General features: G+C 63.4%; 20 protein-coding genes and 1 other RNA gene. 3 read left to right on the top strand and 18 right to left on the bottom strand.

What is annotated here, in order from left to right:
• The first annotated feature begins 402 nt into the window (after positions 1-402).
• Positions 403-1,707, top strand: coding sequence for an MFS transporter (locus G8E10_RS12495; RefSeq protein ID WP_167129269.1), 1,305 nt, complete (start codon positions 403-405; stop codon positions 1,705-1,707).
• A 445-nt stretch (positions 1,708-2,152) separates the two neighbouring features.
• Here the strand turns inward: G8E10_RS12495 and murB are convergent, their stop codons facing one another.
• From murB to G8E10_RS12410, 17 genes are all read right to left on the bottom strand, one after another.
• Positions 2,153-3,127 carry a UDP-N-acetylmuramate dehydrogenase gene (gene murB, locus G8E10_RS12490; protein ID WP_110807538.1) on the bottom strand — a complete coding sequence of 325 codons (975 nt, stop codon included), beginning with the start codon at positions 3,125-3,127 and terminating at the stop codon, positions 2,153-2,155.
• Positions 3,124-4,551 carry a UDP-N-acetylmuramate--L-alanine ligase gene (gene murC, locus G8E10_RS12485; protein WP_132447533.1) on the bottom strand — a complete coding sequence of 476 codons (1,428 nt, stop codon included), beginning with the start codon at positions 4,549-4,551 and terminating at the stop codon, positions 3,124-3,126. The genes murB and murC overlap by 4 nt, the downstream gene beginning before the upstream one ends.
• Positions 4,548-5,672, bottom strand: coding sequence for an undecaprenyldiphospho-muramoylpentapeptide beta-N-acetylglucosaminyltransferase (gene murG, locus G8E10_RS12480; RefSeq protein WP_167129267.1), 1,125 nt, complete (start codon positions 5,670-5,672; stop codon positions 4,548-4,550). The genes murC and murG overlap by 4 nt, the downstream gene beginning before the upstream one ends.
• A gap of 226 nt (positions 5,673-5,898) precedes the next feature.
• Complete coding sequence (ftsW, locus tag G8E10_RS12475; RefSeq protein ID WP_110728201.1) at positions 5,899-7,053, bottom strand: putative lipid II flippase FtsW; 1,155 nt, start codon at positions 7,051-7,053, stop codon at positions 5,899-5,901.
• Positions 7,054-7,125: 72 nt separating this feature from the next.
• Positions 7,126-8,514 carry a UDP-N-acetylmuramoyl-L-alanine--D-glutamate ligase gene (murD, locus tag G8E10_RS12470; protein ID WP_167129265.1) on the bottom strand — a complete coding sequence of 463 codons (1,389 nt, stop codon included), beginning with the start codon at positions 8,512-8,514 and terminating at the stop codon, positions 7,126-7,128.
• A 4-nt stretch (positions 8,515-8,518) separates the two neighbouring features.
• Positions 8,519-9,619: a phospho-N-acetylmuramoyl-pentapeptide-transferase gene (gene mraY, locus G8E10_RS12465; RefSeq protein ID WP_110728203.1), complete on the bottom strand. Its 1,101-nt coding sequence runs from the start codon at positions 9,617-9,619 to the stop codon at positions 8,519-8,521.
• Between the two features lie 74 nt (positions 9,620-9,693).
• Positions 9,694-11,130, bottom strand: a complete 1,437-nt coding sequence (locus G8E10_RS12460) for a UDP-N-acetylmuramoylalanyl-D-glutamyl-2,6-diaminopimelate--D-alanyl-D-alanine ligase (RefSeq protein ID WP_167129263.1) — start codon at positions 11,128-11,130, stop codon at positions 9,694-9,696.
• 4 nt (positions 11,131-11,134) lie between these two features.
• A complete protein-coding gene (locus G8E10_RS12455) occupies positions 11,135-12,628 on the bottom strand; it encodes a UDP-N-acetylmuramoyl-L-alanyl-D-glutamate--2,6-diaminopimelate ligase (protein WP_167129261.1) in 1,494 nt (497 codons plus the stop codon).
• Between the two features lie 64 nt (positions 12,629-12,692).
• Complete coding sequence (locus G8E10_RS12450) at positions 12,693-14,444, bottom strand: peptidoglycan D,D-transpeptidase FtsI family protein (protein ID WP_110799206.1); 1,752 nt, start codon at positions 14,442-14,444, stop codon at positions 12,693-12,695.
• Positions 14,444-14,848, bottom strand: a complete 405-nt coding sequence (ftsL, locus tag G8E10_RS12445) for a cell division protein FtsL (protein ID WP_167129260.1) — start codon at positions 14,846-14,848, stop codon at positions 14,444-14,446. Before ftsL ends, G8E10_RS12450 begins: the two co-directional genes overlap by 1 nt.
• Positions 14,849-14,851: 3 nt before the next feature.
• Positions 14,852-15,877: a 16S rRNA (cytosine(1402)-N(4))-methyltransferase RsmH gene (rsmH, locus tag G8E10_RS12440; RefSeq protein WP_167129259.1), complete on the bottom strand. Its 1,026-nt coding sequence runs from the start codon at positions 15,875-15,877 to the stop codon at positions 14,852-14,854.
• A 14-nt stretch (positions 15,878-15,891) separates the two neighbouring features.
• A complete protein-coding gene (gene mraZ / locus G8E10_RS12435) occupies positions 15,892-16,332 on the bottom strand; it encodes a division/cell wall cluster transcriptional repressor MraZ (RefSeq protein ID WP_245417094.1) in 441 nt (146 codons plus the stop codon).
• A gap of 439 nt (positions 16,333-16,771) precedes the next feature.
• Positions 16,772-17,174: RNase P RNA component class A (rnpB, locus tag G8E10_RS12430), an RNA gene on the bottom strand.
• A 64-nt stretch (positions 17,175-17,238) separates the two neighbouring features.
• A complete protein-coding gene (locus G8E10_RS12425) occupies positions 17,239-18,420 on the bottom strand; it encodes an NAD(P)/FAD-dependent oxidoreductase (RefSeq protein ID WP_167129258.1) in 1,182 nt (393 codons plus the stop codon).
• Between the two features lie 55 nt (positions 18,421-18,475).
• Entirely contained in the window at positions 18,476-19,108 is a 633-nt protein-coding gene (locus G8E10_RS12420; RefSeq protein ID WP_245419864.1) for a lytic transglycosylase domain-containing protein, read from the bottom strand.
• 205 nt (positions 19,109-19,313) lie between these two features.
• On the bottom strand, positions 19,314-20,078 hold the full coding sequence (locus G8E10_RS12415; RefSeq protein ID WP_167129257.1) for an N-acetylmuramoyl-L-alanine amidase: 765 nt from the start codon (positions 20,076-20,078) through the stop codon (positions 19,314-19,316).
• Entirely contained in the window at positions 20,075-20,782 is a 708-nt protein-coding gene (locus tag G8E10_RS12410; RefSeq protein WP_110734637.1) for a J domain-containing protein, read from the bottom strand. Before G8E10_RS12410 ends, G8E10_RS12415 begins: the two co-directional genes overlap by 4 nt.
• 336 nt (positions 20,783-21,118) lie before the next feature.
• Here G8E10_RS12410 and G8E10_RS12405 point away from each other — a divergent pair, with 336 nt between their 5' ends.
• Together G8E10_RS12405 and G8E10_RS12400 are read left to right on the top strand one after the other, a co-directional pair.
• Positions 21,119-22,333, top strand: a complete 1,215-nt coding sequence (locus tag G8E10_RS12405) for a pyrophosphate--fructose-6-phosphate 1-phosphotransferase (RefSeq protein ID WP_092934434.1) — start codon at positions 21,119-21,121, stop codon at positions 22,331-22,333.
• 279 nt (positions 22,334-22,612) lie between these two features.
• Positions 22,613-23,647, top strand: a complete 1,035-nt coding sequence (locus tag G8E10_RS12400; RefSeq protein ID WP_167129255.1) for a lytic transglycosylase domain-containing protein — start codon at positions 22,613-22,615, stop codon at positions 23,645-23,647.
• Between the two features lie 149 nt (positions 23,648-23,796).
• Here G8E10_RS12400 and G8E10_RS12395 read toward each other — a convergent pair whose 3' ends face one another.
• Positions 23,797-25,161 (bottom strand): serine hydrolase domain-containing protein, encoded by a 1,365-nt coding sequence (locus G8E10_RS12395; RefSeq protein WP_167129253.1) that lies wholly within the window; start codon positions 25,159-25,161, stop codon positions 23,797-23,799.
• Between the last annotated feature and the right edge of the window lie 160 nt (positions 25,162-25,321).

Genomic DNA, 25,321 nt, shown 5'->3' with positions numbered 1-25,321 from the left:
CGACTCAAAGCTTGCCTGCCTGCGCTCACTAAAGCGTCATTAAGGTTAACGAACCGTTTACTTTCGTTAACCCGGAGCGGTGAGCGGCGTATCAGGCAGGGACTTTCGGCACAGCAAATGGCCTCTGTGTTCAAAATGGCACGGGTGCGGATCCTGCATGGCTGAAGCGGATTCCGAGACGCTTTCCGGTCGAGGAGTCCGTCCCCCACCATGCTTTCGCCCAAAGACAAGGCAGCGGTGAGGCGACTTATGACGAGGCTATGCGACATCGTCTCATCTGATGCGAAACAGCCGGAAATCGCGTCATATTCTTGCGCAAAAAGGGTTTCTTCCGACATTAACTTGCCGTAAGAAGCCGTCAGCTACCTATGAGGGTGGCGGATCCTCAACACGGACAAGATCATGAGCAACGCGATATCTCCGGTATCGTCGAAGGCAGATGTCTTGGACGCACGCGCTACCAATTCCCCGGCTCGCGTGCTCCTGGCGAGCCTCGTCGGCACCACCATCGAATTCTTCGACTTCTACGTCTACGCAACGGCTGCCGTCCTTGTGTTCCCAACGCTGTTCTTCCCGAACACCGATCCGACGACGGCGCTGCTGGCATCGTTTGCCACCTTCTCCATCGCCTTTTTCGCCCGCCCGCTCGGCGCGGTCGTCTTCGGCCATTATGGAGACCGCGTCGGCCGCAAGACCACGCTGGTCGCAGCCCTTCTGACGATGGGCATCTCCACCGTCATCATCGGCCTTCTCCCCTCCTACGAATCGATCGGCGTTCTCGCACCGCTGCTTCTGGCACTGTGCCGGTTCGGTCAGGGCTTCGGCCTCGGCGGCGAGTGGGGCGGTGCCGTTCTGCTGGCGACGGAAAATGCGCCCGAAGGCAAGAAGAGCTGGTACGGCATGTTCCCGCAGCTCGGCGCGCCCGTCGGCCTCTTCCTCTCCTCCGGCGTCTTCTGGCTGCTGCTGCATGTAATGTCGCAGGAAGCGCTGCTCAGCTGGGGCTGGCGCGTGCCGTTCATCGCCTCGATCCTGCTGATCGCAGTCGGTCTCTGGGTCCGCCTCTCCATCACCGAGACGCCGGCGTTCCAGAAGACCATCGACCAACAAGAGCGCGTTCAGGTTCCGGTCGTCGAACTCTTCCGCAACCACAAGCGCAGCCTGGTTCTCGGCACCTTCGTGGCGCTCGCCACCTTCGTGCTGTTCTACATCGGCTCGGCCTATCTTCTGTCCTACAACATCAAGGTCCTGAAGCTGCCCTTCGTCGATGCCCTGGAAATCCAGCTGCTCGGCGCCGTTCTCTTCGGCATCTTCATCCCGATCGCCGGCAAACTTGCCGAGCGCTTCGGCCGCCGCGAGATCCTGATCGGCGTCACCGTGCTGATCGGCATCTTCTCCTTCTTCCTGCCGGGTCTCCTGACCGGCGGTGAAGCGAGCGTCGTCCTGTTCGTCGTCATCGGCATGGCGCTGATGGGCATTACCTATGGCCTGATCGGAACGGCGCTGGCCGCACCCTTCCCGACCAATGTACGCTACACCGGCTCCTCGATCACCTTCAACTTCGCCGGCATCTTCGGCGCCTCTCTGGCGCCCTACATCGCCACCTACCTGCAGGCGACCTACGGCATGACCGCTGTCGGCTACTACCTCCTGTTCGCAACCGTCATCACGCTCGTCTGCATTTTGCTCTCGGGCAAAAACGAAGTCTGAGTTCAAGCGGAATCAGAACAAACAAAAAGGCCGCGATGTCACTGACATCGCGGCCTTTTTATATGATAGCGCGGAAGGTCACTCCCCGGGATGCAGCCTGTCACGACGCCCGGATCTCCACTCGGAAATCCAGATCGCACCCCACACGGAAGCTGCCAGCAAAACGGGCAGAAGATAGAGGTAAAAGATGGTCCCGAATGTCACTGCTTAAGTTTCCCGAGCATATGTCTTGCTGCCCAATGTAATGCGAGCGCTGTTAAAAGCCAAGTGATCGTCGAAATAGCAAGCGGCGCTGACAGACCGAACAGCACTTGCCCGTTCGCAAGCGACACAACCGGCGTTATGAACCCAGCCGCAATGGACGCCGTCGCGAGGCGGTCGATCGAATTGGCAGCGAGCTTCACCCGCTCATTGTGAACGAGAGGCGAATCGCTACCGCTCGCCATCACACCGTTGCCCGGCCCAGAAACTCCCTCACCTCATAACCGGCCATGAACTTGCCGATCCGCTTGATCTCCCACTCCAGCTTGACGCCGGAATGCTCCATCACGCGCTGGCGCACGGTTTCGCCGAGATATTCGAGCTCGTAGCCGCTCGCCTGCCCCGTATTGATCATGAAGTTGCAGTGCATCGGCGACATCTGCGCACCGCCGATCATCATGCCGCGGCAGCCGGCTTCGTCGATCAGCTTCCAGGCGGAATGCCCTTCCGGATTCTTGAAGGTCGAGCCGCCGGTCTTCTCCCGGATCGGCTGAACGGTCTCGCGGTGCTGCCGCACGGCATCCATGTCGGCCCGGATCTTCGCCTTGTCTTCCGGATAACCCTCGAAAACCGCATGCGTGAAGATGAGGTCCTTCGGGGCGCTCGAATGCCTATAGCTGTAGCCCATGTCGGCATTGCTCAGCACGTGCTTTTCGCCCTGCCGGTCGACGGCATGCACTTCGACCACCCGCTCGCGCGTCTCGCCGCCATTGGCGCCCGCGTTCATGCGCAGCGCGCCGCCGACGGTGCCGGGGATGCCGTAATAGAAGAAGAAGCCACCGATCCCGTGATCGAGCGTCATGGCCGCGAGGTTCTTGTCCGGGCAGATGGCGCCGGCCTTCACGCGGTTGTCGCCCACGAGTTCGATATCGCCAAAACCCTTGGCCGAGAGACGGATCACGACACCGGGAATGCCGCCGTCGCGCACCAGCAGGTTGGAGCCGACGCCGGCCACCATCACCGGCACTTCCTCGGGAACGAGCTTCAGGAAGGTAACGAGATCATCGACGTCATGCGGCTGGAACATCAACTCGGCCAGCCCGCCGGCGCGGAACCACGTCACGCGGTCCATGGGCGCATCCGGCGTCAGCCGTCCCCGAAGCGCGTTGACGCCCTCGCCAAGCGATGCGAGCAGCTTTGTTCCGTCGACCTGTTTCATGCGTCCTGTCCTGTCCCCTGCTTTGTGATATCGGCCAATTCCTTCGGCAGCGCGGCAGCCCAGTAGGTAATGCTGCCGGCGCCCAAAAGAACCACGAAGTCACCGGGTTGTGCAATGGTGGAGACAAGCGGCGCAAGGGCTTCCGGCCCTTCCACATAGCGGGCATCGCGATGTCCGCCCGCTTTGATCCGGGAAACCAGCTCCTGCGAGGTGATCCCCTCGATCGGCTCCTCGCCGGCCGAGTAGACGGGCGACAGAAGAATCGTATCCGCATCATTGAAGCAGGCCGCGAAATCCTCGAACAGGCTCTGCAAGCGAGAGAATCGGTGCGGCTGGTGCACGGCGATGATTCGGCCCTGGCTGGCCTCACGCGCGGCCCGCAGCACGGCCTTGATCTCGACCGGGTGGTGCCCATAGTCGTCATAGATCCGAACGTTGTTCCACTCACCGGTAAAGGTGAAGCGCCGCTTGACGCCGCCGAAGGCCGCAAGGCCCTTGGCGATATCTTCGGAGTTCATCCCGAGCCGGTTCGCGACCGCAATGGCGGCCGTCGCGTTGGAGACATTGTGGCGGCCGGGCATCGGCAGGCGCAGATCCTTCAACTCGATCAACTGACCCGTACGGCGACGGCGAATAGCGACGTCGAAGATCGAGGTCGCCCCGTCCATGCGGATGTTGAAAAAACGAACGTCCGCCTGCGGGTTCTCGCCATAGGTGATGACCTTGCGGTCCTCGATCTTGGAGACCATCGTCTGGACCTCGGGATGGTCGAGACACATTACGCCGAAGCCGTAGAACGGCACGTTTTCGACGAACTGGCGAAACGCCGCCCGCACCTGGTCGAACGTGCCGTAATGGTCGAGATGCTCCGGGTCAATATTGGTGACCACGGCCACATCGGCCGGAAGCTTGAGAAAAGTACCGTCCGATTCGTCGGCCTCCACCACCATCCACTCGCCGGCACCCATGCGCGCATTGGTGCCATAAGCATTGATGATGCCGCCATTGATGACGGTCGGGTCGAGACCGCCGGCTTCCAGCAGGGCCGCGACCATCGACGTCGTCGTCGTCTTGCCGTGCGTACCGCCGATAGCGATCGAGCTGCGGAAACGCATGAGCTCGGCCAGCATTTCGGCGCGGCGCACGACGGGCAGCAGCTTCTCGCGGGCCGCGATCAGTTCCGGATTGGTCTTCTTGATCGCCGTGGAAACGACGACAACCTCGGACTCGCCGAGGTTCTCAGCCTTGTGGCCGACAAAGACCTCGATGCCCTTCTCGCGCAACCGCTGGACGTTGGCGCTATCGGCTTGATCCGAGCCCTGGACGCGGTGGCCGAGGTTGTGCAGCACTTCCGCAATGCCGCTCATCCCGATCCCGCCGATACCGATGAAATGGACGAGGCCGATCGTCTGCGGCAGTTTCATGAGCGTTTTTCCTTGAATTGGGCAATCGTCTGGCCGCTGGCAATAGCCTCTACCATGCCGGCAAGCAAGCGCGCGGCATCCGGCCGGCCCGCGGCCTTGGCACTGGTCGCCATCTCCGTCATGCTCTCAGGGTTGTTCATCGCGTCGCGAATGAAGCCAGCGAGAACCTCCGGCGTCAGGTCCTTTTGCGGCACGAGCCGTGCCGCTCCGGTCTCGGCAAGGGCCGCGGCATTTGCCGCCTGATCGTGATCGAGCGCGAAGGGATAAGGCACGAGGATGGACGGGCGACCGATGACGGCAATTTCCGACACGGTGGAGGCACCGGAGCGGCAGACGAGCAGATGGGCGGCGGCAATCCGTCCGGCCATGTCGGTGAAAAAGGGCGAGATTTCCGCCGTCAGTTCGAATTTCGACATCGCCGTCCGCGCGCCGTCGAGATCCTCCGGCCGGGCCTGCTGCGTCACGTGCAGCCGGGCGCGAAGTTCGGGCTCGAGCAGAGCGATCGCCGCGGGAATGGCCTTGGAAAAGAACTGCGCGCCCTGGCTGCCGCCGAACACGACGAGCCGGAACGTCTCGCCCGGGCCGGACGCCGCATAGGGAACCTCGGCGGCTTCGAGAACCGCGGGACGCACGGGATTGCCCGTCGTCACCGTCTTCTGCGCATAGCGTCCATCCGTTTCCGGCAGGAAGCCGCCGGCGATTGCGGTGACGCGCCCGGCGAGGCCCTTGTTCGCGCGACCCATCACGGCGTTCTGTTCATGGATGATGGTGGGGATGCGCAGCCGGCTGGCGGCGAGAAGCGGCGGCACGGTCGGGTAGCCCCCGAACCCGACGACCACCTTCGGCTTTACCTCCTTCAGGATACTGCGGGCCTCGCGCAGGCCGCTCCACAGCTGCCAGAGAGAGGACGCGACCTTCACGGGGTTGCGCGAGCCGATCGTGGCGGAGCGCACGACATGGATGCGCTCGGCCGGGAAGGAGCCGGCGTAGCGCTCGGCCCGGTGGTCGGTGATCAGGTGCACCGTGAAGTCCAGTGCGGCCAGTTCGTGCGCGAGCGCCTCGGCTGGAAAAAGATGACCGCCGGTACCTCCGGCGGCTAGCATGACGATGCCCTTGGTCAAGACTCGAGACCTCCAGTACGAAGCGTGTTGCGCAAAGCAGCGCAGCGAAGATGTGTCAAAAAAGCACGGACGAAATGTTCTAGCGCATAATGCCAAAAACCGGGACCGGTTTCCTCAGCCATTCTGCAGCCGCTTGAAGTGCCACAGCGTCGCGTGTCGGAAGGACGCGCGACGCTGTCATTTGGTCGGCCTCGCGCTTACCGAGCGCGCGTGGAATGCCGTATTTCTATTCCGCAGCGACAGGCGCACCGGTACGGAACAGGCTGCGCTCCAAAGCGCGCTTTTCCGGGCGGTGGCGGGTGAGAGCCAGAATGAAGCCGGCGGTGACGCAGATCGCGATCATCGAGGAACCACCGTAGGAAATCAGCGGCAGCGTCATGCCCTTGGCGGGCAGCAGTTCGAGATTGACCCCAACATTGATGATCGACTGGATACCGATCTGCAGCACGAGGCCAGCGACGGCGAAGCGGTTGAAGTCGTTGCGCTCACGGAAAGCGTGGCTGAGGCCGCGCATGACGAGGAACGAGAAGATGGCGACGATGACCATGCAGAACACGATGCCGAACTCTTCCGCCGCGACCGAGAAGATGAAGTCGGTGTGGCTGTCCGGGATGATCCGCTTGATGATGCCTTCGCCGGGACCCTGTCCCAGCCAGTCGCCGCGAATGATCGCCTCGCGCGCCGTGTCCACTTGGAACGTATCGCCCTCGCCGGTCATGAACCGGTCGATACGGCCGGCGACGTGGGGAAGCAGCGTATAGGCGACGACGAGACCGCCGACGGCCGAGCCGCCGAGAACGACGATCCAGAGCCACGGCATTCCCGCCATGAAGAACATGCCGCCCCAGACGGCCGTCGTCAGGATGGTCTGCCCGAGGTCGGGCTGGGCGATGAGAAGCGTGGCAACGATGCCGTACAGCAGGATCGCGAAGAGATTGCCGGGAATTTCCGGCTGGCGGGCGTGTTCGGAGAAGAGCCAGGCGCAGACGATGACGAAAGCAGGCTTCATGAACTCGGACGGCTGGATGCCGATCGGGCCGATCGAGAACCACCGGCGCGAGCCCTTGATCTCGACACCGAAGAACAGTGCGAGAATCATCATGGCGATGGACGCGGCGAGAATGACGATGGCCGTGCGACGCACCTGACGCGGCGTCAGAAACGACAGGCCGATCATGACGACCAGCGACGGAATGAGAAAGGCCGCCTGGCGCTTGACGAAATGGAAGCTGTCGAGGCCCAGCCGCTCCGCGACCGCAGGGCTCGCGGCGAAGGACAGCATGAACCCGATACCCATCAACAGAATGAACGTCGCCAGGAAGAACCTGTCGATGGTCCAGAACCAGTCGGCCACCGGGCCACGCTCCGCACGACTCACCATGTCTTCATCCTCGTCAAAAAGCGCAGTCGCGCCGTAAACCGTCCGGCCGCGGCGACAGAGCCGCCACGGCTGTCAAATCAGCATGGTCACGCCGGGAAGTGCTGCCACATGGGCCACGAACGCATCCCCGCGCATCTCGAAATTCTTGTACTGGTCGAAGCTTGCGCAAGCCGGGGATAACAAAACCGCGGCAGGCAACCCGTCCCGTGCCGCATCCGCAGCCGCATCCGCAACGGCTTTCTCCAGCGTCTCCGACCGCTCGAACGGAACGGCATGGCCAAGCGTTGCCGCGAACTCGTCGGCCGCACGGCCGATCAGGTAGGCCTTGGCGATCCTCGGGAAATAGGGAGAGAGCGACGCGATGCCGCCGTCTTTGGGCACGCCACCGGCAATCCAGTAGATCCGCTCGAAGCTCGACAGCGCCGGTGCCGCGGCCTCCGCATTGGTCGCCTTGCTGTCATTGACGAAAGTGACGTCGCCGACCGTCGCAACCGGCTGCATGCGATGCTTGAGTCCGGGGAAGGAGGCGAGCCCCAACAGGATCTCCGCTTTCGACACCCCTACCGCAAGGCAGGCGGCGATCGCCGCAGCCGCGTTCTGACCGTTATGGCTTCCCCGAAGCGTCGCGATGCCCGAGAGGTCGGCAAAGACCTCCGCAAGCCCCCCCTCGGCGCGCATCACGGCGGCGCCCTCAGCGTAGTAGCCATCGCCGAGCGATCGGTGGCGGGCGATGCGGATGACGGGACGACCGGCGAGCGCCACGCGATCCGCGATGGCTTCGCACCAGGCATCGTCCACGCCGATGATGGCGGTATGGCTCGCAGCGACCAGGCGTTCCTTGATCGCCGCATAGTTTTCCATGGTCCCGTGGCGGTCGATATGGTCGGGCGTGAGGTTGAGGAGGATGCCGGCGGTCGGCTCCAGAGAAGGCGTCAGGTCGATCTGGTAAGACGAGCACTCGACCACATAGAACCGGTCTTTTGCCGGCGGGTCGAGCGTCAGCACCGCCGTGCCGATATTGCCGCCGAGCTGCGTGTCGCGGCCGCTGGCGGAAAGGATATGCGCGATCAGCGCCGTGGTCGTGGATTTGCCGTTGGTGCCGGTGATGGCAATCAGCGGTGCTTCGGGCGAAAGAGCCCGTCGTTCGCGCGAGAACAGCTCGACGTCCCCGATCACCTCGACCCCGGCGCCGCGCGCAAGATCGACCGTCCAGTGCGGCTTCGGATGCGTCAGCGGCACGCCGGGCGACAGGACGAAAGCTTCGAATATCGACCAGTCGGCCTGCCGCAGATCGCCGGTGCCGATACCCTCGGCAGCGGCTTTTGCCACGCTCTCGGCATTGTCGTCCCACGCGGTCACCGTCGCGCCGCCGGCAACCAGCGCGCGCGCGGTGGCGAGCCCGGAGCCTCCGAGACCGAAGAGGGCGACGTGACGGCCGCTGAGCGTGGTGACGGGGATCATCGGCTTACCGCAGCTTCAGCGTGGAAAGGCCGACCATGGCCAGGATGACGGCGATGATCCAGAAGCGGATGACGACCTGGCTTTCCGTCCAGCCCTTCTTTTCGAAATGGTGGTGGATCGGCGCCATGAGGAACACGCGGCGGCCCGTCCGCTTGAACCAGAAAACCTGAATGATGACAGACAGCGTCTCCATGACGAACAGGCCGCCGATGATGACCATGACGATCTCATGCTTGGTGGCGACGGCGACGGTGCCGATGAGACCACCGAGCGCCAGCGACCCGGTGTCGCCCATGAAGATGGCGGCGGGCGGCGCGTTGAACCAGAGAAAGCCGAGCCCCGCCCCGATGACCGCCCCGAGAATGACGGCCAGCTCCCCCGTGCCGGGTACGAAGTGGATCTGCAGGTAATTGGCGAACACCGCGTTGCCGGCGAGGTAGGCGATGACGCCGAAGGATGCCGCAGCAATCATCACCGGCACGATGGCCAGACCATCGAGCCCGTCCGTCAGGTTCACCGCATTGCCGGCGCCGACGATGACGAAGCCGCCGAACAGGATGAAGAAATAGCCGAGATTGAGCGTGAAGTCCTTGAGGAACGGGAATGTCAACGAGGAGCCGAAGGTGGAGCCGGCCGTGCCTGCGGAGATTGCCGACCGCATCATGAAGAACACGGCGACGGCGGCGACCGCGAACTCAATCGCAAGACGTGCCTTGCCGGAAAAGCCCTTGTCCGACTGTTTCGTCACCTTGAGATAGTCGTCATAAAAGCCGATGGCGCCGAAGCCGAGCGTGACGAGCAGGGTCGAGACGACATAGACGCTGGAAAGGTCGGCCCAGAGCAGCGACGAGACGACGATGCCGGCGAGGATCATCAGGCCGCCCATGGTCGGCGTCCCCGCCTTCTTGAAGTGCGTCTGCGGCCCATCGGCGCGGATCGGCTGTCCCCGGCCCTGTCGTACGCGCAGCGACGAAATCATCTTCGGCCCGAACAGGAAGACGATCATGGCGGAGGTAAAGAGCGCCGCACCGGTGCGGAACGTGATGTACCGGAACAGATTGAAAAACTGGAAATGGTCCGCCAGTTCGACAAGCCAGATGAGCATGAGGGACCCTTCCCCGAAAATTCGATATCGACATGCCTCTCCCGACCGGAGAGGAAAATGAGATGGAGCGAGCGCTAGAGCGCCTGCTCCGTTTCGGCCTGCGCCGGAAATGTATCGAGAAGAGCCTGGACGATCCGTCCGCAGCCCGTTCCCTTCGAGGATTTGATCATGACGACATCGCCCGCCCGCACCGAGGCGACCGCGTGATTGCGCAGATCATCGACCGCATCGCAATGCACCACGGAGACCGTCTCCGGCAGAGCATCCTGCAGATGCGTCATCTCGGGTCCGGCAAGCCAGACCGTGTCGATCCCCTGCTCCGAGAGCGCGCCGGCAAGAGACGCATGTGCCTGTGTGGAATGCGTGCCCATCTCCAGCATGTCGCCGAGAATGGCAATCCGTCGTCCGCCCTCGACACCGATCTCGGCCTCTCCGAGAAGCGCGATGGCCGCGCGCATGGAGGCGGGATTGGCGTTGTAGCTCTCGTCGATCAGCGTCATCGTGCCCGTGCCCACGGACAGACGATGGCGTTCGCCGCGGCCCTTTTCCGGCTGCAGCGTCGCGAGCGCGGATATCACCGTGTCGAGGTCTGCGCCGACGAGCGTCGCCGCACCGAGCACGGCGAGCGCGTTCTCGGCGATGTGGCGGCCCGGTGCGCCGAGCGGGATCTCGAGCGTGCGGCCGTCGATCATCGCCCAGAGCGTGCCGCCTTCCGGCGTCGCCGCATATTCGATCATCCGGAAATCGGCGCGCTGATCGACGCCGAAGCTATGGACGCTGGAGACGCCGAGCATCGCGGCCGCCTTTTCCAGCGTGCCGAACTGCGCATTGTCGCGGTTGAGAAGGACGTGACCGCCATCGACCAGCCCTTCCATGATCTCGGCCTTCGCCGTGGCGATCTCGTCGAGATCGCGGAAATTGCCGAGATGCGCCGGGGCGATCGTGGTGATGACGGCGACATGCGGACGGACCATGCGCACCAGCGGCCGGATCTCGTCGGGATGATTCATGCCGATTTCGAAGACACCGTAATCTGTGGCCTCGGGCATGCGCGCGAGCGTCAGCGGCACGCCCCAGTGATTGTTGAAGGAGGCGACGGACGCGTGAACCCGGCCGCTCGGCGACAGCGCATGCCGCAGCATCTCCTTGGTGGTCGTCTTGCCGACGGAGCCCGTGACCGCGATGATCTTGGCCGCACTCCGGTCGCGCGCCGCGCAGCCGAGCCGGACCATGGCCGCGAGAACGTCATCCACGACGATCATCGGCGCGATCAGGCGTCCGAGTGCCGGCAGCTTGCCTTCGCTCACCACGAGAAGGGCGGCACCATTGGCAATGGCGAGACCAGCATAGTCATGCCCATCCACCCGGTCGCCCTTGATGGCGAAGAAGGCCTCGCCCTTGCCCATGGCACGGCTGTCGATCGAGATGCCGGTAATGCCCTGCGGCAGGTTGCCCACCGGGCGACCGTGCATGGCGGCCAGCAGGTCGGCGCTAGTCCAGAGAAAACCCATGTCGTCAGCCTCCCATATCCTGGCCAGCCGTCTGCTGCGCACCAAGAGCCTTGCGAATTTCGGCATGATCGGAGAAGGGCAGCGTGACCGTGCCGACCGTCTGCCCCTGCTCGTGACCCTTGCCGGCGACGATCAGCGTATCCCTCGGCCCCAGTATGCCGACGGCATGGCGGATGGCCTCCGCGCGATCGGCGATCTCTGTGGCGCCGGGTGCCGCGGCCAGGATCTCGCTGCGGATCGTCGCCGGTGTTTCCGAACGCGGATTGTCGTCCGTCACGATCACAACATCGGACAGCCGGGTCGCGATCTCACCCATCAACGGCCGCTTGCCCTTGTCGCGGTCGCCGCCGCAGCCGAACACCGTCACGACGCGTCCGGTCGTGAAGGGCCGGACGGAGGACAGGACCTGCGCCAGCGCATCCGGCTTGTGGGCATAATCGACATAGGCCAGCGCGCCATCCGGCGTCTGACCCACAAGCTCTAGTCGGCCCGGAGCACCCTGCAGCTTTTCAAGCGCCAGCATGACCGTGGGCGCATCGACGCCCGTAGACAGGGCAAGACCTGCGGCCACCAGCGCATTCGAAATCTGGAAGTCACCCGCGAGCGGCAGGTTCACCTCGAAGATGCGCCCGTCGACATGCACTTCGGCGATCTGCTTGTGGCGGAAATGCTCGACGCGCTTCAGAGCGAGATAGTCGCCCTTGCGGCCGACGGTGCGCACATCGCTGCCGGCTGCTTTGGCTGCCCGGATCGCGGCATCCGACCATTCGTCGTCGGAGAAGATGATGGCTGGAGCGCCCTTCGGCAGCAGCGCTTCGAACAGGCGCATCTTGGCGCCGAGATAATGCTCGATCGTCGGATGGTAATCCATGTGATCGCGGCCGAGATTGGTGAAGGCGGCAGCCGAGAGGCGCACGCCGTCGAGCCGGCTCTGGTCGAGCCCGTGACTGGAGGCTTCCATGGCCGCATGCGTCACGCCGGCCGCAGCCAGTTCTGACAGCAGCTGGTGCAGCGAGACCGGATCGGGCGTGGTGAGCGAGCCGTAGTCGTTCCGGCCGGGCGCAACGACGCCGGTCGTGCCGATCATCGCAGCGGCAAGCCCGGCATGTGCCCAGATCTGGCGGGTAAACGAAGCGACCGAGGTCTTCCCCGCCGTACCGGTGACGGCGACCATGGTTTCCGGCTGCGCGTCATAGAAACGCGCTGCCGCGCGAGAGAGAAACGTGCGGGTGGAAGCGACGCGAAGGACGGGCACGGAAAGGGTCGAGCCGAGGTCCTCCTCGGTCACGATGGCAACCGCACCGCGCGACACGGCGTCATCGACATAAACGCTGCCGTTCGCCTTGTTGCCGGGAACCGCCACGAACAGGGTGCCGGGCGAAACCTTGCGACTGTCGGCCGTCAGTCCGCCGATTTCGGCATCGGCCTGACCTGACGGCAGCAACGCGCCCGCTCCGTCATACCCGTCTGCAAGCATCGCAAGGTCACTGATCTTCATCGATTGCACTTTTCCCAACACGATTCCCTTAGGCCATCACGGCCGCGTGACCGTCCTTTACCGCTCAATACGCCACAAGCAAGGCGGAACCATCGACACCGAACTTCGGCTCGACACCCAGAAGCGGCGCAGAACGGCTGATGATGTCATGAACCATCGGGGCCGCCGTGTTGCCGGCGAGCGCCGCGCCGTTGCCCTTGTCCGTCTTCGGCTCGTCGATGAAGGTCAGCACCACATAGCGCGGATCGTCGATCGGAAAGCCGGCGAGGAAGGCGTTGAAGTTGGCGTCGCTCGAATAGCGCCCATTGACCACCTTGTCCGCCGTGCCCGTCTTGCCGCCGACATTGAAGCCGGGAACGCGGGCGTTCCGGCCCGATCCGTGGACACCGTTCCAGCGGAACAGGTAGCGCATGTCGTCACTGGTCGATTTCTTGATGACCTGCGTGGAGGCGGCAGCGGCCTCTTCGATGGTGCGCGGCAGGAAGGTCGGCTCGATCAGTTTGCCGCCGTTGATCAGCGCCCCACCCGCGACCGCCGTCTGCAGCGGCGTGGTGGAGACGCCGTGGCCGAACGAGATCGTGATCGAGTTGATCTTCTTCCAGACCTTCGGCTGGCTCGGCATCTTGATTTCCGGCAGTTCCGTCGGAATCCGCGTCAGAAGGCCGATCCGCGTCAGGAACTCCTTGTGCGCGTCGATACCGACAAGATCGGCCATCTTGGCCGTGCCGATGTTGGACGAATACTGGAAGATCTCCGGCACGGTCAGCACGCGATGCTTGCCGTGGAAGTCCTTGATGGTGAAGCCGCCGATGCGAATCGGGAAACGCGCATCGAAGCTGTCGGTCAGCTTGACCTTGCCGCTGTCGAGCGCCATGGCCGTGGTGAACGACTTGAAGGTGGAGCCCATCTCGAACGTCCCGTTCGACATGCGGTTCATCCAGCCTTCCTTGGCGCCATCGGCCGGCTTGTTCGGATCGTAATCGGGATAGGAAACCATGGCGAGGATTTCGCCGGTCTTCACATCCATGACGACGCCGCCGGCGGCCAGCGACTTGAACTTGACCATGGCATCGACGACGACATCGCGCATGATGTTCTGGACGCGCAGGTCGATCGACAGACGCACGGGCTCCAGCTTCGCATCGCTCGTCATGCCGATGGCAGCGAGGTCCGCAAGGCCCTGGTTGTCGATCCAGCGCTCCATGCCGGCAATGCCGCGGTTATCGACATTGACGTGGCCGACGACATGCGAGGCGGTGACGCCGCCCGGATAAAAGCGGCGCTTCTCCGGCCGGAAGCCGATGCCGGGAATGCCGAGCGCGAGAATTTCGCTCTGCTGCTTCGGCGTCAGCTGGCGGCGCAGCCACTGGAAGCGGGATTTAGACTTCAGCTTGTTGTAGATGTCTGCATTGTTGAGGTTGGGCAGCACGGTCGCCAGCTGCTCGACAGCCTCGTCCGCATCGACAATCTTGTGCGGTTCGGCAAAGAGCGAGACGGTGCGGATGTCGGTTGCCAGAATCTGGCCGTTGCGGTCGAGAATGTCGGGCCGCGAAGCCATCAGATTGTCGGCGCGGCCGATGCTCGATACCGTCTCGGGCTGGGCGAAACCGTACTGGATCAGGCGTCCGCCGATGATGCAGTAGACGACCGAAAAGCCGGCGATGACGATGGCAACGCGGCTGCGGGCCTGGTTGCCGCGCCGCTTGCGGATGCCTTCGAAGGGCGCGCCGCGCGAAAGATCGCCGGGATGATTGTTGCCGCCGGCAGAGAAGTGCGCCTTGCTCTTGACGACCATGATGCGGGAAAGAAACGACATCAGCGCGCCACCGAACCTGTTGAGATTTCGTCGGTCTCCTGGCTTTCGCGAGCAGCGACGGCCGGAGCGGCCTTCTTCTTGCCCTTGCTGTCTTTTTCTTCCGGCGGAGGGACGTCGGCCTTCAGCATCGGCAGCTCTTCGGGATGCGCAAGCTGCGTCGGATCCGTGGGAACGAGCTGCAGGTCCTTGTCATAGGCCGTAACCAGCCGGTCGAGCCGGTTCGGCTGAGTCAGCAGGGCCCAGTCGGCCCGCAGAAGGTCGATCGTGTCTTCCTCGAGCTTGATCTGCGCATCGAGCGAGCGGACTTCCTCGAGCTTGTTCTCGGCCTTGTGCTTGATCGTATAGGTCACGGTCGCCGCAGCGGTCATGACGACGATCAACACGATATCGAGCGTTCTCAGCATGCGTCAGCCTCCCAGCTTCGAAAGACTTGCAAGGTCTGGCAGATCGAAAATCGACATGTCGGCGGCCTCGGCTGGAGCATGCGTGCGTTCCCCGACCCGCAGCTTGGCGGAGCGGGCGCGCGGATTCCTGGATGATTCGTCTTCGCTGGCAGCAATCATCGCCTTACCAACTGGTGCGAAGGTTGCCGGGCGTTCGTGCATGATGGGAAGATGACGCGAACCCGAAGCCTTGCCGGCCCGGTCCTGGAAGAATTTCTTGACGATCCGGTCTTCGAGCGAATGGAAGGTCACCACGCTCAGCCGACCGCCGGGCTTCAGCGCGCGCTCGGCGGCAAACAGCGCCTCGGCCAGTTCGCCGAGCTCGTTGTTGACGAAGATGCGCAGCGCCTGGAAGACGCGGGTTGCGGGGTGGATCTTGTCCTTGGCCTTGCGCGGGGTCACCACCTCGATCAACCCGGCCAGATCGCGCGTCGTCTCGAACGGCGTTTCCACACGGCGCTTCTCGATGGCGCGCGCGATACGGCCCGACTGCGGCTCTTCGCCGAGGAAACCGAAGATCCGGATGAGATCGCCGACCTTCGCGCGGTTGACGACATCCGCCGCGGAAACGCCATGGCTCGACATGCGCATGTCGAGCGGGCCGCGGCGCTGAAAGGAAAAGCCTCTATCCGCTTCGTCGATCTGCATGGAGGAGACGCCGATATCGAGCACGACACCGTCCAGCCCGCCTTCGGGCGCATGACGGGCCAGCTCGGAAAACTGTGCGTGAATGAGTGTCAAGCGACCGCCGCTCGCCGCGACAAGGGCCTGTCCGGCAGCGATTGCGTTCGGATCGCGATCGAGCGCGATGACGTCGGCGCCACCCTGAAGGATCGCGGAGGCATATCCGCCGGCACCGAACGTGCCATCGAGGATCGTCTTACCCGTTTCCGGCTGAAGACTGTTCAAAACCTCTGGGAGAAGAACCGGAATGTGGCGGACCGGTCCGCCATCGGCTCCAGCTGCACTGTCGCCAAGATCCGCCACCATTCCGTCTCTCCATGCTAGCCGGGGCGCAGACCTCGCAACCTGCGTTCCTGACGTGCCGCCGCTTGCGTTTCCTGAAACACCTGCGGCGCCCATAACTGAAAGTGATCCGCCCGGCCAACGAAAGTCACCTCGTTGGTGATGCCGGTGAAGTCGCGGATAAAATCCGTGACCATCAACCGACCTTCCTGGTCGAGCTTCATGAAGACCCCGCCCCCGTGAATGAGGAGCGACATCTCGTTGGCTTGCGGCGAAAACGGATCCTCGCCCGCTATCTGCCGCTCGAAACGGTCCAGCAATTCCGGCCCGCCCGCACTGATGGCCGGGAACACGAAATCCTGGAAACAATACAGCTCCGCAATATCCAGCTTCGCCAGCACGCCGCGAAACGACGAGGGAACGGAAACCCGTCCCTTCGCATCGATACGGTTCGTGGCATGCGAGAGAAAGCGGTTCATGACGCGCAACAGCCGTTTTCATCCAATGCGCCGACGGAAAACGCCCGCAAGCAACCCCGGAAGCAGACACAATACGCCACCGCCGGGCGACAAACCCGTTCCAAAACCCCTGTCGGGGCAACCACCAAACTCGCGATGATCGGGCCGTCAACGACCCCTGTGCAGTGCATGATTGGGATAGCATGGGACCATATGGGGGTCAATGGGATTTGGGTCGTCGGAGGGGCCGCCTCCACCCATCATTGATAGACTGTTAAGTTTAACAAATGGTTACGATCGCTCAGGCAACACTTTGTTTGCAAAGCGCGATCGGAAACATTCCCAATACCGCAGGCGGCATTCGATAAAGCTCAAATACGTGAGAGAACAGCGACATAGGAGAAAATCGGCGTGACCTGAAATAAGGCGCATCGCACGCAGGGATGGTAGGAAGGGAAAAAGCGCCAGTCGGCCTGTAAGCCGGGTTCTGTATGGCTCCGGCCGGTTGAGGACCGGAACGTGGCAGCCATTCATCTGGGACGACGCTCGCGCGCCGCCTCGTGCAACCCACCCGGATGACTGGCCCGGAACAGGCCGGCAGCCTTGCGGCTACCACGTCATCCCTATTCGGTCTTGCTCCCGGTGGGGTTTACCGTGCCGCCCCTGTTACCAGACGCGCGGTGGGCTCTTACCCCACCCTTTCACCCTTACCCGCGTCAGACGCGGGCGGTTTGCTTTCTGTGGCACTATCCCTGAGGTCGCCCTCGCCGGACGTTATCCGGCACCGTTTTTCCGTGGAGCCCGGACTTTCCTCCCCCCGCAACCTTTCGGTCATAGCGGAGAGCGGCTGCCCGGCCGACTGGCAGCGCCCTGATAGCGGAGACTTCCGGCCTTGGCCAGCTTTATCAACGATAGAGAAGGAAGGTCTCAGGCAAAGACCGGCGCGAAGGATTGGCTGTAGCCGTCGTCGTCCACCTTGCCGTCGAGGATCAGCGAAGCCCCGAGCCGGCCGATCTCGTCGCAGCTCTTCGCCGCCATGCCATTGCCGCCGGTGAGAACCGCGACGCGATCGGATGAGACATAGCCTATATAGGGATAGCCGGTTTCCGTCAGCGAGACGACGCAAGGCGAGAAATACGTGGACGTCGGCGTGACGTCCGGCAGGATATCGGCAAGATGCCGCGCCAGATGCGCTGCTGCCTCTTCCCGTCCGCCGCCGCGGAACCACGACCGGATCTGCGCCTCGTCATGAAGCTGAAGATCGTCCGGATCGCCACCGATCTTGATATAGGTCTTGCCGTCGGGATAGACGATCGGCGGCAGAAGATAGAAGCTTTCGGCTTCCGTCGGCCCGTTGCGAATGAGCGACGGCATGGCCGACAGGCGCCCCCTGTCCGCCTCCGCAACTTCCGCGAAAAGCACCGTGCGCGCCAGGACCTGCATGGCAGGCTTGCGGCGCAGAAGCCTCTCCGACAGCGCGAACCCGCCGGTCGCCACCAGCACTTTCTGAGCTTGATAGGTGGCGCCATCGGCTGTGGTCACCGTCACGTCGTCTGCCGTTTCGGCAAGACCGGTCACCTCATGGCTGATGACGGACGCGCCGGCCATTGCCGCGCAGACGGTTTCCGCGGCAACCAGCGCCCGCGGATTGACATGCCCGGCATCGCGCGCCTCGAAGATCCCGCTTTCATGATCCTGGAAGGAGAAATAGGGGAAGCGAGATTGCAGGCCAGGCGGATCCATGTGGGCGACGGATACGCCTAAGCCTCTTGCAGCGGCATCGACATTGCGGAGATAGGCACCTCCATCTGCCGCAGCAATCAGGCAACCGACCTCGGTATAGAAGGAAACGCCGGATCGGGTTTCGATTCCATGATAGCGCTCGATGGAGCGGCGGGCCATGCGCGCCCAGTCGCTGTCGCTATCGATGGTGCGGGTGATCCGGCCGTTGTCGTAGTGGCTGGAGAACACGCCATCATGCGTAGCCCAATCGCGCGGTTCGTCCGGACCGATCAGGGCGACGCTCGTCCCGCTCACCGCCAGATGGCGCGCGGCGGCCGCGCCCATCATGCCCTTGCCGATCACGATTGTGTCGAACGTTCCGCTCATCGCCATCTCCGGTTTTCACCAATTTCAAACGGGGGGTCTCCATCAGACCTGTCGTTCACGAATCCAGCAGCGTCTGGACCTTGCCGCAATAGCGCCTGGAGACCGGGTTCATGCGGGTAGCGCCATGGCCGGCGTTGTAGCGCAGGATGGTGCCGCAAGTGAAGCCGCCGGAAAGACGATGTGCCTTGGCGAGATACTTCATGCCGAACTTGATGTTGGTTTCCGGATCGAACAGCCCTGCCCGGCTGCCGCCATACCCCATCATGCGCGCCGTCGCCGGCTTGATCTGCATCAGCCCGACTTCGCCGGCACTGCCGCGCGCCTTCGGGTTGAAGTTGCTCTCGACCCGGATGACGGCATGCGCCAGATCGATCGGCACGCCGAAGGCCTGTGCATAGGTGGCGATGAGGCCGGAATAGGCCGGAGCGTCCATCTCGAAACTCGTGAGCGGAAAGCCGAGCGCCCGCCCGATCTCCGGCAGCGCACGTGTCATCTCGGATGTCCTGACGTCTTCAAGAGAGGCCGTTCTCGTTGGAGAGGATTTAAGGGAAAGGTCTGTGGATGCAGTCTGGTAAGCGGCTTCCGGTGCCGGCACGACCGGCGCGAAAGCACCGGCGAAAGATGGTTGAACCCCCGAAAAAAGCACGCAAAAACAGGCGGCTGCCTGGACGACAGTCGTTCGTCTCATGAATGTTGTAAACTCCGCTGGGATTCGGGAAGCCAGCGGACGCCCCGCCCCGGCCTCGTCCGATCCATGATCATGGTCATCAGCGGGGAACGGTACGCAACCCTCAGGACCCCGCCCTCGGTACGGTGTCAAAATCCGTGTGGAACATGGTCATGATATGGCGATGCAGCAAATTGCTGCGGAACGGTAAATGGGGCGGCTGTCGTCAGCGCGTGAACTGCGGCAGCGAACCGAGCAGCCGATGCAGCGTGTCGAGCGTCGAGATATCCGCGATTCCATCGACTTGGCTCGGTCGGAAATGCCGCTGGAAAGCCTCCACGACACCGTGGGTCTTATCGCAAAATTCGCCAGTCACCTCAAGGCCATAGCCGTAGAGGGAGAGCATGCCCTGCACGGCCTCGACCGGCTGGCCCTTGTCGCCGCGCTGGAAGTAGCGTCCGCCACCGACAGGTGCCGGTTCCACCCAGTGACCAACGCCGTTTTCATACAAGTTCTTCCAGGGGAAATTTTCCCCCGGATCGACCTTGCGAACAGGGGCGATATCGCTGTGTGCCAGCACCCGCTCGGGGGGAATGGACCAGCGCTTGACACAAAACCGACACAGTTCGACGACCGCCGCGATCTGGATCGCAGGATAGTCCGGCAGACCGCCGGGATGGCCGGCATTGGCGATCTCGATGCCGATCGAGCGCGAATTGATGTCGGTCTCTGTCTTCCAGACGCTCTTGCCCGCATGCCAGGCGCGGCGGTCCTCCGCCACGAGCTGGTCCACCCAGCCATCCTCATGCACGAAGTAATGGCTGGAGACCTGGCTCTCCTCACGACACAGCCAGTCGAGCGCGCCTGCCGCTGTCGGCATGCCGGTGTAGTGTAGGATGATCATATCCGGGCCGGAAACGCCCAGCCGCTCGTTATGATTGGGCGAAGCGACAAACCGCGCCGTCGGGAAATCGCAAACGGGAAGGCTCATGCCGCGCGACGTTCTCTCTCGATCGCCTCATAGGCAGCATTGAAGGCGGCCATCCGGTCGTTGGCTGTCGCATGCTGCTCGGCCGGAACGCCCCGGGCGACCAGAAGGTCGGGATGGTACTCGGACACAAGCACGCGATAACGCCTGCGGATGGTCGAGAAATCATCCTTCCGGGAAACGCCGAGCAGATCATAGGGATCGACACCCTCAAGATAGGCGTGCCGCGAGAGGATCGCCTCGAATTTCATATCGTCCATGCCGAAGATCTCGGCGACGCGGCGCAGGAAGGTGAGCTCCTTCTCGTGCAGCGCGCCGTCGGACTTGGCGATGTGGAACAGTCCGTCGATGATATCCTCAAGCACCGGGCAATTGGCTTCGCCGGAAACGCAGAGCCCCGACAGCTTCTCGGCATAGGCCTCGTATCCGGCCACGTCCTGGCGGGCGAGATTGTAGAGCCGGGCCACGTTCTGTGCCTGGTCTTCCGGGAACTTGAAGATCTGGCGGAAGGCGGAAACCTCGGCCTCCGTCACCACGCCATCCGCCTTCGCCATCTTGGCCGACAGCGCGATCATGGCAACGGAAAAGGCGACCTTGCGGCGTGTCTCCGGGTCGCCCTCGAACAGCGTCCGGATCGCTTCGACGAGACCCGACAGCGCATTGCCGGTCGATGTCACGATTCCGATGAGGCGATCCCAGATCGACATGAGGATTATCTTTCCCGTTTGTCCGGCCTGTTTTCAGGCCCGTTTCGTCCGGCGGTAACGTCAGGACTAGAGCGTCGCACGTGCGATTTGTTGCATCAGCACCGCAGACATCTCCGGTCACGGTCCCGCAAGGAGCCGAAGTCTGATCAGATGTCGCCGGCGATTGCAAGACGAGCAAGGCCTCGAATGACACTTTTGTGATGGCCCTCACTATTTTCATGCTGCAATTTGCGCTCCACGCTCGGCAGCCGTGCGGCTCATGTCATTTTACTTACGGGGGATCTGGGCTAGGACAGGTGCGGAACCCGATGAATGGCAATATCCCGAGGAGGAATCATGGCCAAGCAGAAAGTCGCAATGCTCACGGCGGGCGGTCTTGCCCCGTGCCTGTCGTCTGCCGTAGGCGGATTGATCGAGCGTTATACGGATATCGCCCCCGATATCGAACTCATGGCCTACCGCTCCGGCTATCACGGCCTGCTTCTGGCCGACCGGATCGAAATCACGCCGCAGATGCGCGAAAAGGCTGGCCTTCTGCATCGCTATGGCGGATCGCCCATCGGCAACAGCCGCGTCAAGCTCACCAATGCCGCCGACTGCGTCAAGCGCGGCCTCGTCAAGGAAGGTGAAAACCCGCTGCGCGTCGCAGCCGAGCGCCTCGCCTCCGACGGCGTGACGATCCTCCACACGATCGGCGGCGACGATACCAACACGACGGCCGCCGACCTTGCCGCCTATCTCGGTGCCAACGGCTACGACCTCACCGTCGTCGGCCTGCCCAAGACCGTCGACAACGACGTCGTGCCGATCCGCCAGTCGCTCGGCGCCTGGACGGCTGCCGAATATGGCGCGAAGTTCTTCGACAATGTCAGCAACGAACAGAGCGCGGCTCCCAAGACGCTGATCGTTCACGAAGTCATGGGCCGCCACTGCGGCTGGCTGACCGCCGCCACGGCACGTTCCTACATGCAGACGGTCGAGAAGACCGAGTTCGTCGATGGCTTCATGATGAACAAGGCGCTGAAGACCATCGACGGGCTCTATCTCCCGGAAACAGCCTTCGATCTGCAGGCGGAAGCCGAGCGCCTGCGCGCCGTCATGGCAAAGACCGGCTATGTCACCCTCTTCGTGAGCGAAGGCGCCTGCATGGATGCGATCGTTGCCGAGCGCGAAGCGGCTGGCGAAACGGTCAAGCGCGACGCCTTCGGCCACGTCAAGCTCGACACCATCAATGTCGGCAACTGGTTCTCCAAGCAGTTCGCGGACCTTCTCGGTGCCCAGCGTGCCATGGTGCAGAAGTCGGGCTATTACGCACGCTCGGCCCCGGCCAATATCGACGACCTCCGCCTCATCCAGGGCATGGTCGATCTCGCGGTCCAGAGCGCCCTCGACAAGGTCTCGGGCGTCACCGGCCATGACGAGGATCAAGGCGGCAAGCTGCGCACCATCGAATTCCCCCGCATCCGCGGCGGCAAGCATTTCAACACGGCCACGCCATGGTTCGGCGAGGTGATGGATGCGATCGGCCAGAGCTGGAAGCCGGCACACTGACGACACGAAATCCGGGAGCATGGCGGCTGGTTTTGTGATCCGCCGCCATGCTCCCGGGTGCTGATGGACGGCAGGACACGGCGCCGGGGCTTGGAAAAACAGAAGCTCCGGCGCCCGCATTTCCGGGCTTTCGCACCTGTGGAAACGTGCGCCGACAAGGCCCATGTCCCGCCCTCGCTTGCGACCGGCCTTCATATAGGTTAATGACGGGCACGACATGGCGGCTTTTGGCTGCAGCACTGGTAAGGCTACGGGGCCACAAAGCACGAAAGCGACAGCATGGCAGTTTCACGTCTTTCCGTTCATAAACAATCTCTTACGGCATGTGCATTGATCTCGGCGACCTTGATGGCCGGCTGCTCGAGCGTCGAGCGCACCCCGATGGAGCAGTTGATGGCAGCGCAGTCGGTCACGCCGCTTGCCAAGCCCGGAACGGAAATGACGGCTTACGCTCTTCCGACGCCGGATGGCGCAGCCACAACGGCCGCAGCCGCCCTCGCCGCCCAGACGGCCAACGCTTCGGCAACGCCCTCTGCGACCGCACCCGGCATTGCCGCGGCAACGACCAATGCAGCGGTGGCCACCGCTTCGGCAGAGGCCGCAAAGACTGCGCCGGCCACACCGTCCGCCATGACGGCACTGGCCAATACCGAGGTCGCATCGCTGGCTCCGGCCAAAGCGACGACAGCTACCAATCCGCTTCTCGCCCGCACCGCGACCGACGCCCTGCCGGAAACCGCAAACGCGATGATCACCGTGCGCAAAGTGCCGGTACAGCCGACCATCGCCAGCGCCGGCGCCATGGATTCGGACTTCGACACGGGCGAACCGGTCGGCTTGGAAACGCTCGTCGCCAAGCGCATGATCGTTCCCGCCGCCAAGCCGCAGCTGATTTCCGTCGCCTATTCCAAGATGGAATCGGCAGCCAGCGTCCTCCTCGGCCGCGAAAAGCCGACGAGCTCGCGTCCCGAACTCGACAAGCTCATCACCCATTATGCCAAGCTGAACGGCGTCCCGGAAGATCTGGTCCATCGCGTCGTCCGCCGCGAGAGCACCTACAATCCCCGCGCCTATCACAACGGCAATTACGGCCTCATGCAGATCCGCTACAACACGGCCAAGGGCCTTGGCTATGACGGCCCGCCGGAAGGCCTGTTCGATGCGGAAACCAACCTGAAGTACGCGACGCAGTATCTGCGCGGCGCTTGGGTCGTGGCTGAAAACCAGAATGACAATGCCGTCAAGCTCTATGCCAGCGGCTATTACTACCACGCCAAGCGCAAGGGCCTGCTCGACACCCTCGGCATGCGCTGATCGCACGTCCCGGAAGGCCGACCTGCGGTTGACGGCTGGCTCACGCTTCCGTCCCCCTGAGCATCGCACCGGATCTCAGGCTCAGCCGCTTGATCCTTTCGGCACTCCCTTTACTCCCTGCATGTCAACGCCGAACGCCACAGCCCCTCTCAAGGTTGCGGCTTTGCCAGCGCGGCGATGATGTCGCGATGGAGCGCGCTGTCGTCATAGCCCATCAGGCGCGGCGTCAGGCCCAGCCTGACCACGGCAAGCTTCATCGAGGGCACAAGCAGGATCGACTGCCCGTCATGCCCCCGCATCCAGTAGGCGTCGCTCGGAAAGCCTTGAGCCTCCGGCCCCGTTTTCATCCACACCTGCCCGGAGCCGAACCGGCCGTTGGAGGCTGAGGTCGCCGTGCGCATCAGGCGGACATAGTCCGGCGGCAGGATCGGTTCGTTATTCCAGACGCCATCCTGCAGCAGAAAGAGCGCGAACCGCCCCCAGTCCCGCGCCGTCGCATACATGTAGGACGAACCGACGAAGGTGCCATGCGCATCCGGCTCGAGGATCGCGCTGCTCATGCCGAGCGGCCGGAACAAGGACGCGCGTGGGAACGTCAGCGCCTCGCGGGGGCTGGCAAACGAATTCATCCAAAGGCGCGAGAGGATGACGGACGTGCCGCTGGAATAGGAGAACTGCGTGCCCGGTGCCGTGTCGAGCGTCTTCGACGCGGCATAGGCCGCCATGTCGTTTTCGAGGAAAAGCATCCGGGTGGCATCCGTCACGCTGCCATAGCTCTCGTTGAAACCGAGGCCGCTCTGCATGCCGAGCAGGTCCGACAGCGTGATCCGGCTGCGCTCGTCGTTGCGCCATTGCGGCAGGAGATCGGCCTTGTCGAGCGCCATCTGCCCGTCCCGGACGCGCAAGCCGATGAGCGCCGCCGTCACCGTCTTCGTCATGGACCAACCGAGAAGCGGGGTGGAGGCATAGAAGCCGCGTCCGTAGCGTTCGGCGATGATCCGCCCGCCGCGGATGACGACAAGCCCGCGCAGCCCGGGCCCTGCCCGCTGGTCGTCCTCGATCAGCGCCTGAACGCCGGCATCCGCCACCAGCGCGCCACCATCCGGCCAGGGCTGCGTCGTGTCGGGCTCCACGCTGCGACGGCGCAGCGACCGGTTGCCGGGGAAGGCCGCAAAGGCCCCGTCGGTCACGTTGGAGCAGCCGAGGCCGTCGCGAAAGATCGCGTGCCCGGGTGCGGCAAAGCCGAACATTCGCGCCGTCACGGTCTTGCGCTGCTCGTCCACGGACACGCGAATGAAGCGCAGCAAGGGATGGCCCGGCGCCTGCACGTCGTCGGCGAGAACCTCCGACGCATTGCGTCCGGCAACGAACAGGCTGGAACAGACCATCTTTGCCGCATAGCTGTCGCCGAGCTTCAGGAGGTCGGGGGGAGCGACCGTCAGCCAGGTGCCGACACCGGCAACGAGCGTGAAAAGCCCGCCGGCCATCGACATGAGAAACGTGCGTCTACGCATGATCCGGTTCCGCATGACTGCATGCCAGCAGCCGGCCGAAGCGGCAGGACGACAGGCCATGCAGCAGATGAAGCTGCCACGACGTCACGTTCTGCAGGACAGAAGCGATAACGTGCGCGAGCGGAAGCCGGGCGGCGGCAGGACGCCGCGCCCAAGCCGA

This window comes from Ferranicluibacter rubi (assembly GCF_011603255.1).
GTDB classification, from domain to species: domain Bacteria; phylum Pseudomonadota; class Alphaproteobacteria; order Rhizobiales; family Rhizobiaceae; genus Ferranicluibacter; species Ferranicluibacter rubi.
The sequence above is the reverse complement of the archived record's forward strand: the minus strand, read 5'-3'. Positions and strand labels throughout refer to the sequence as shown.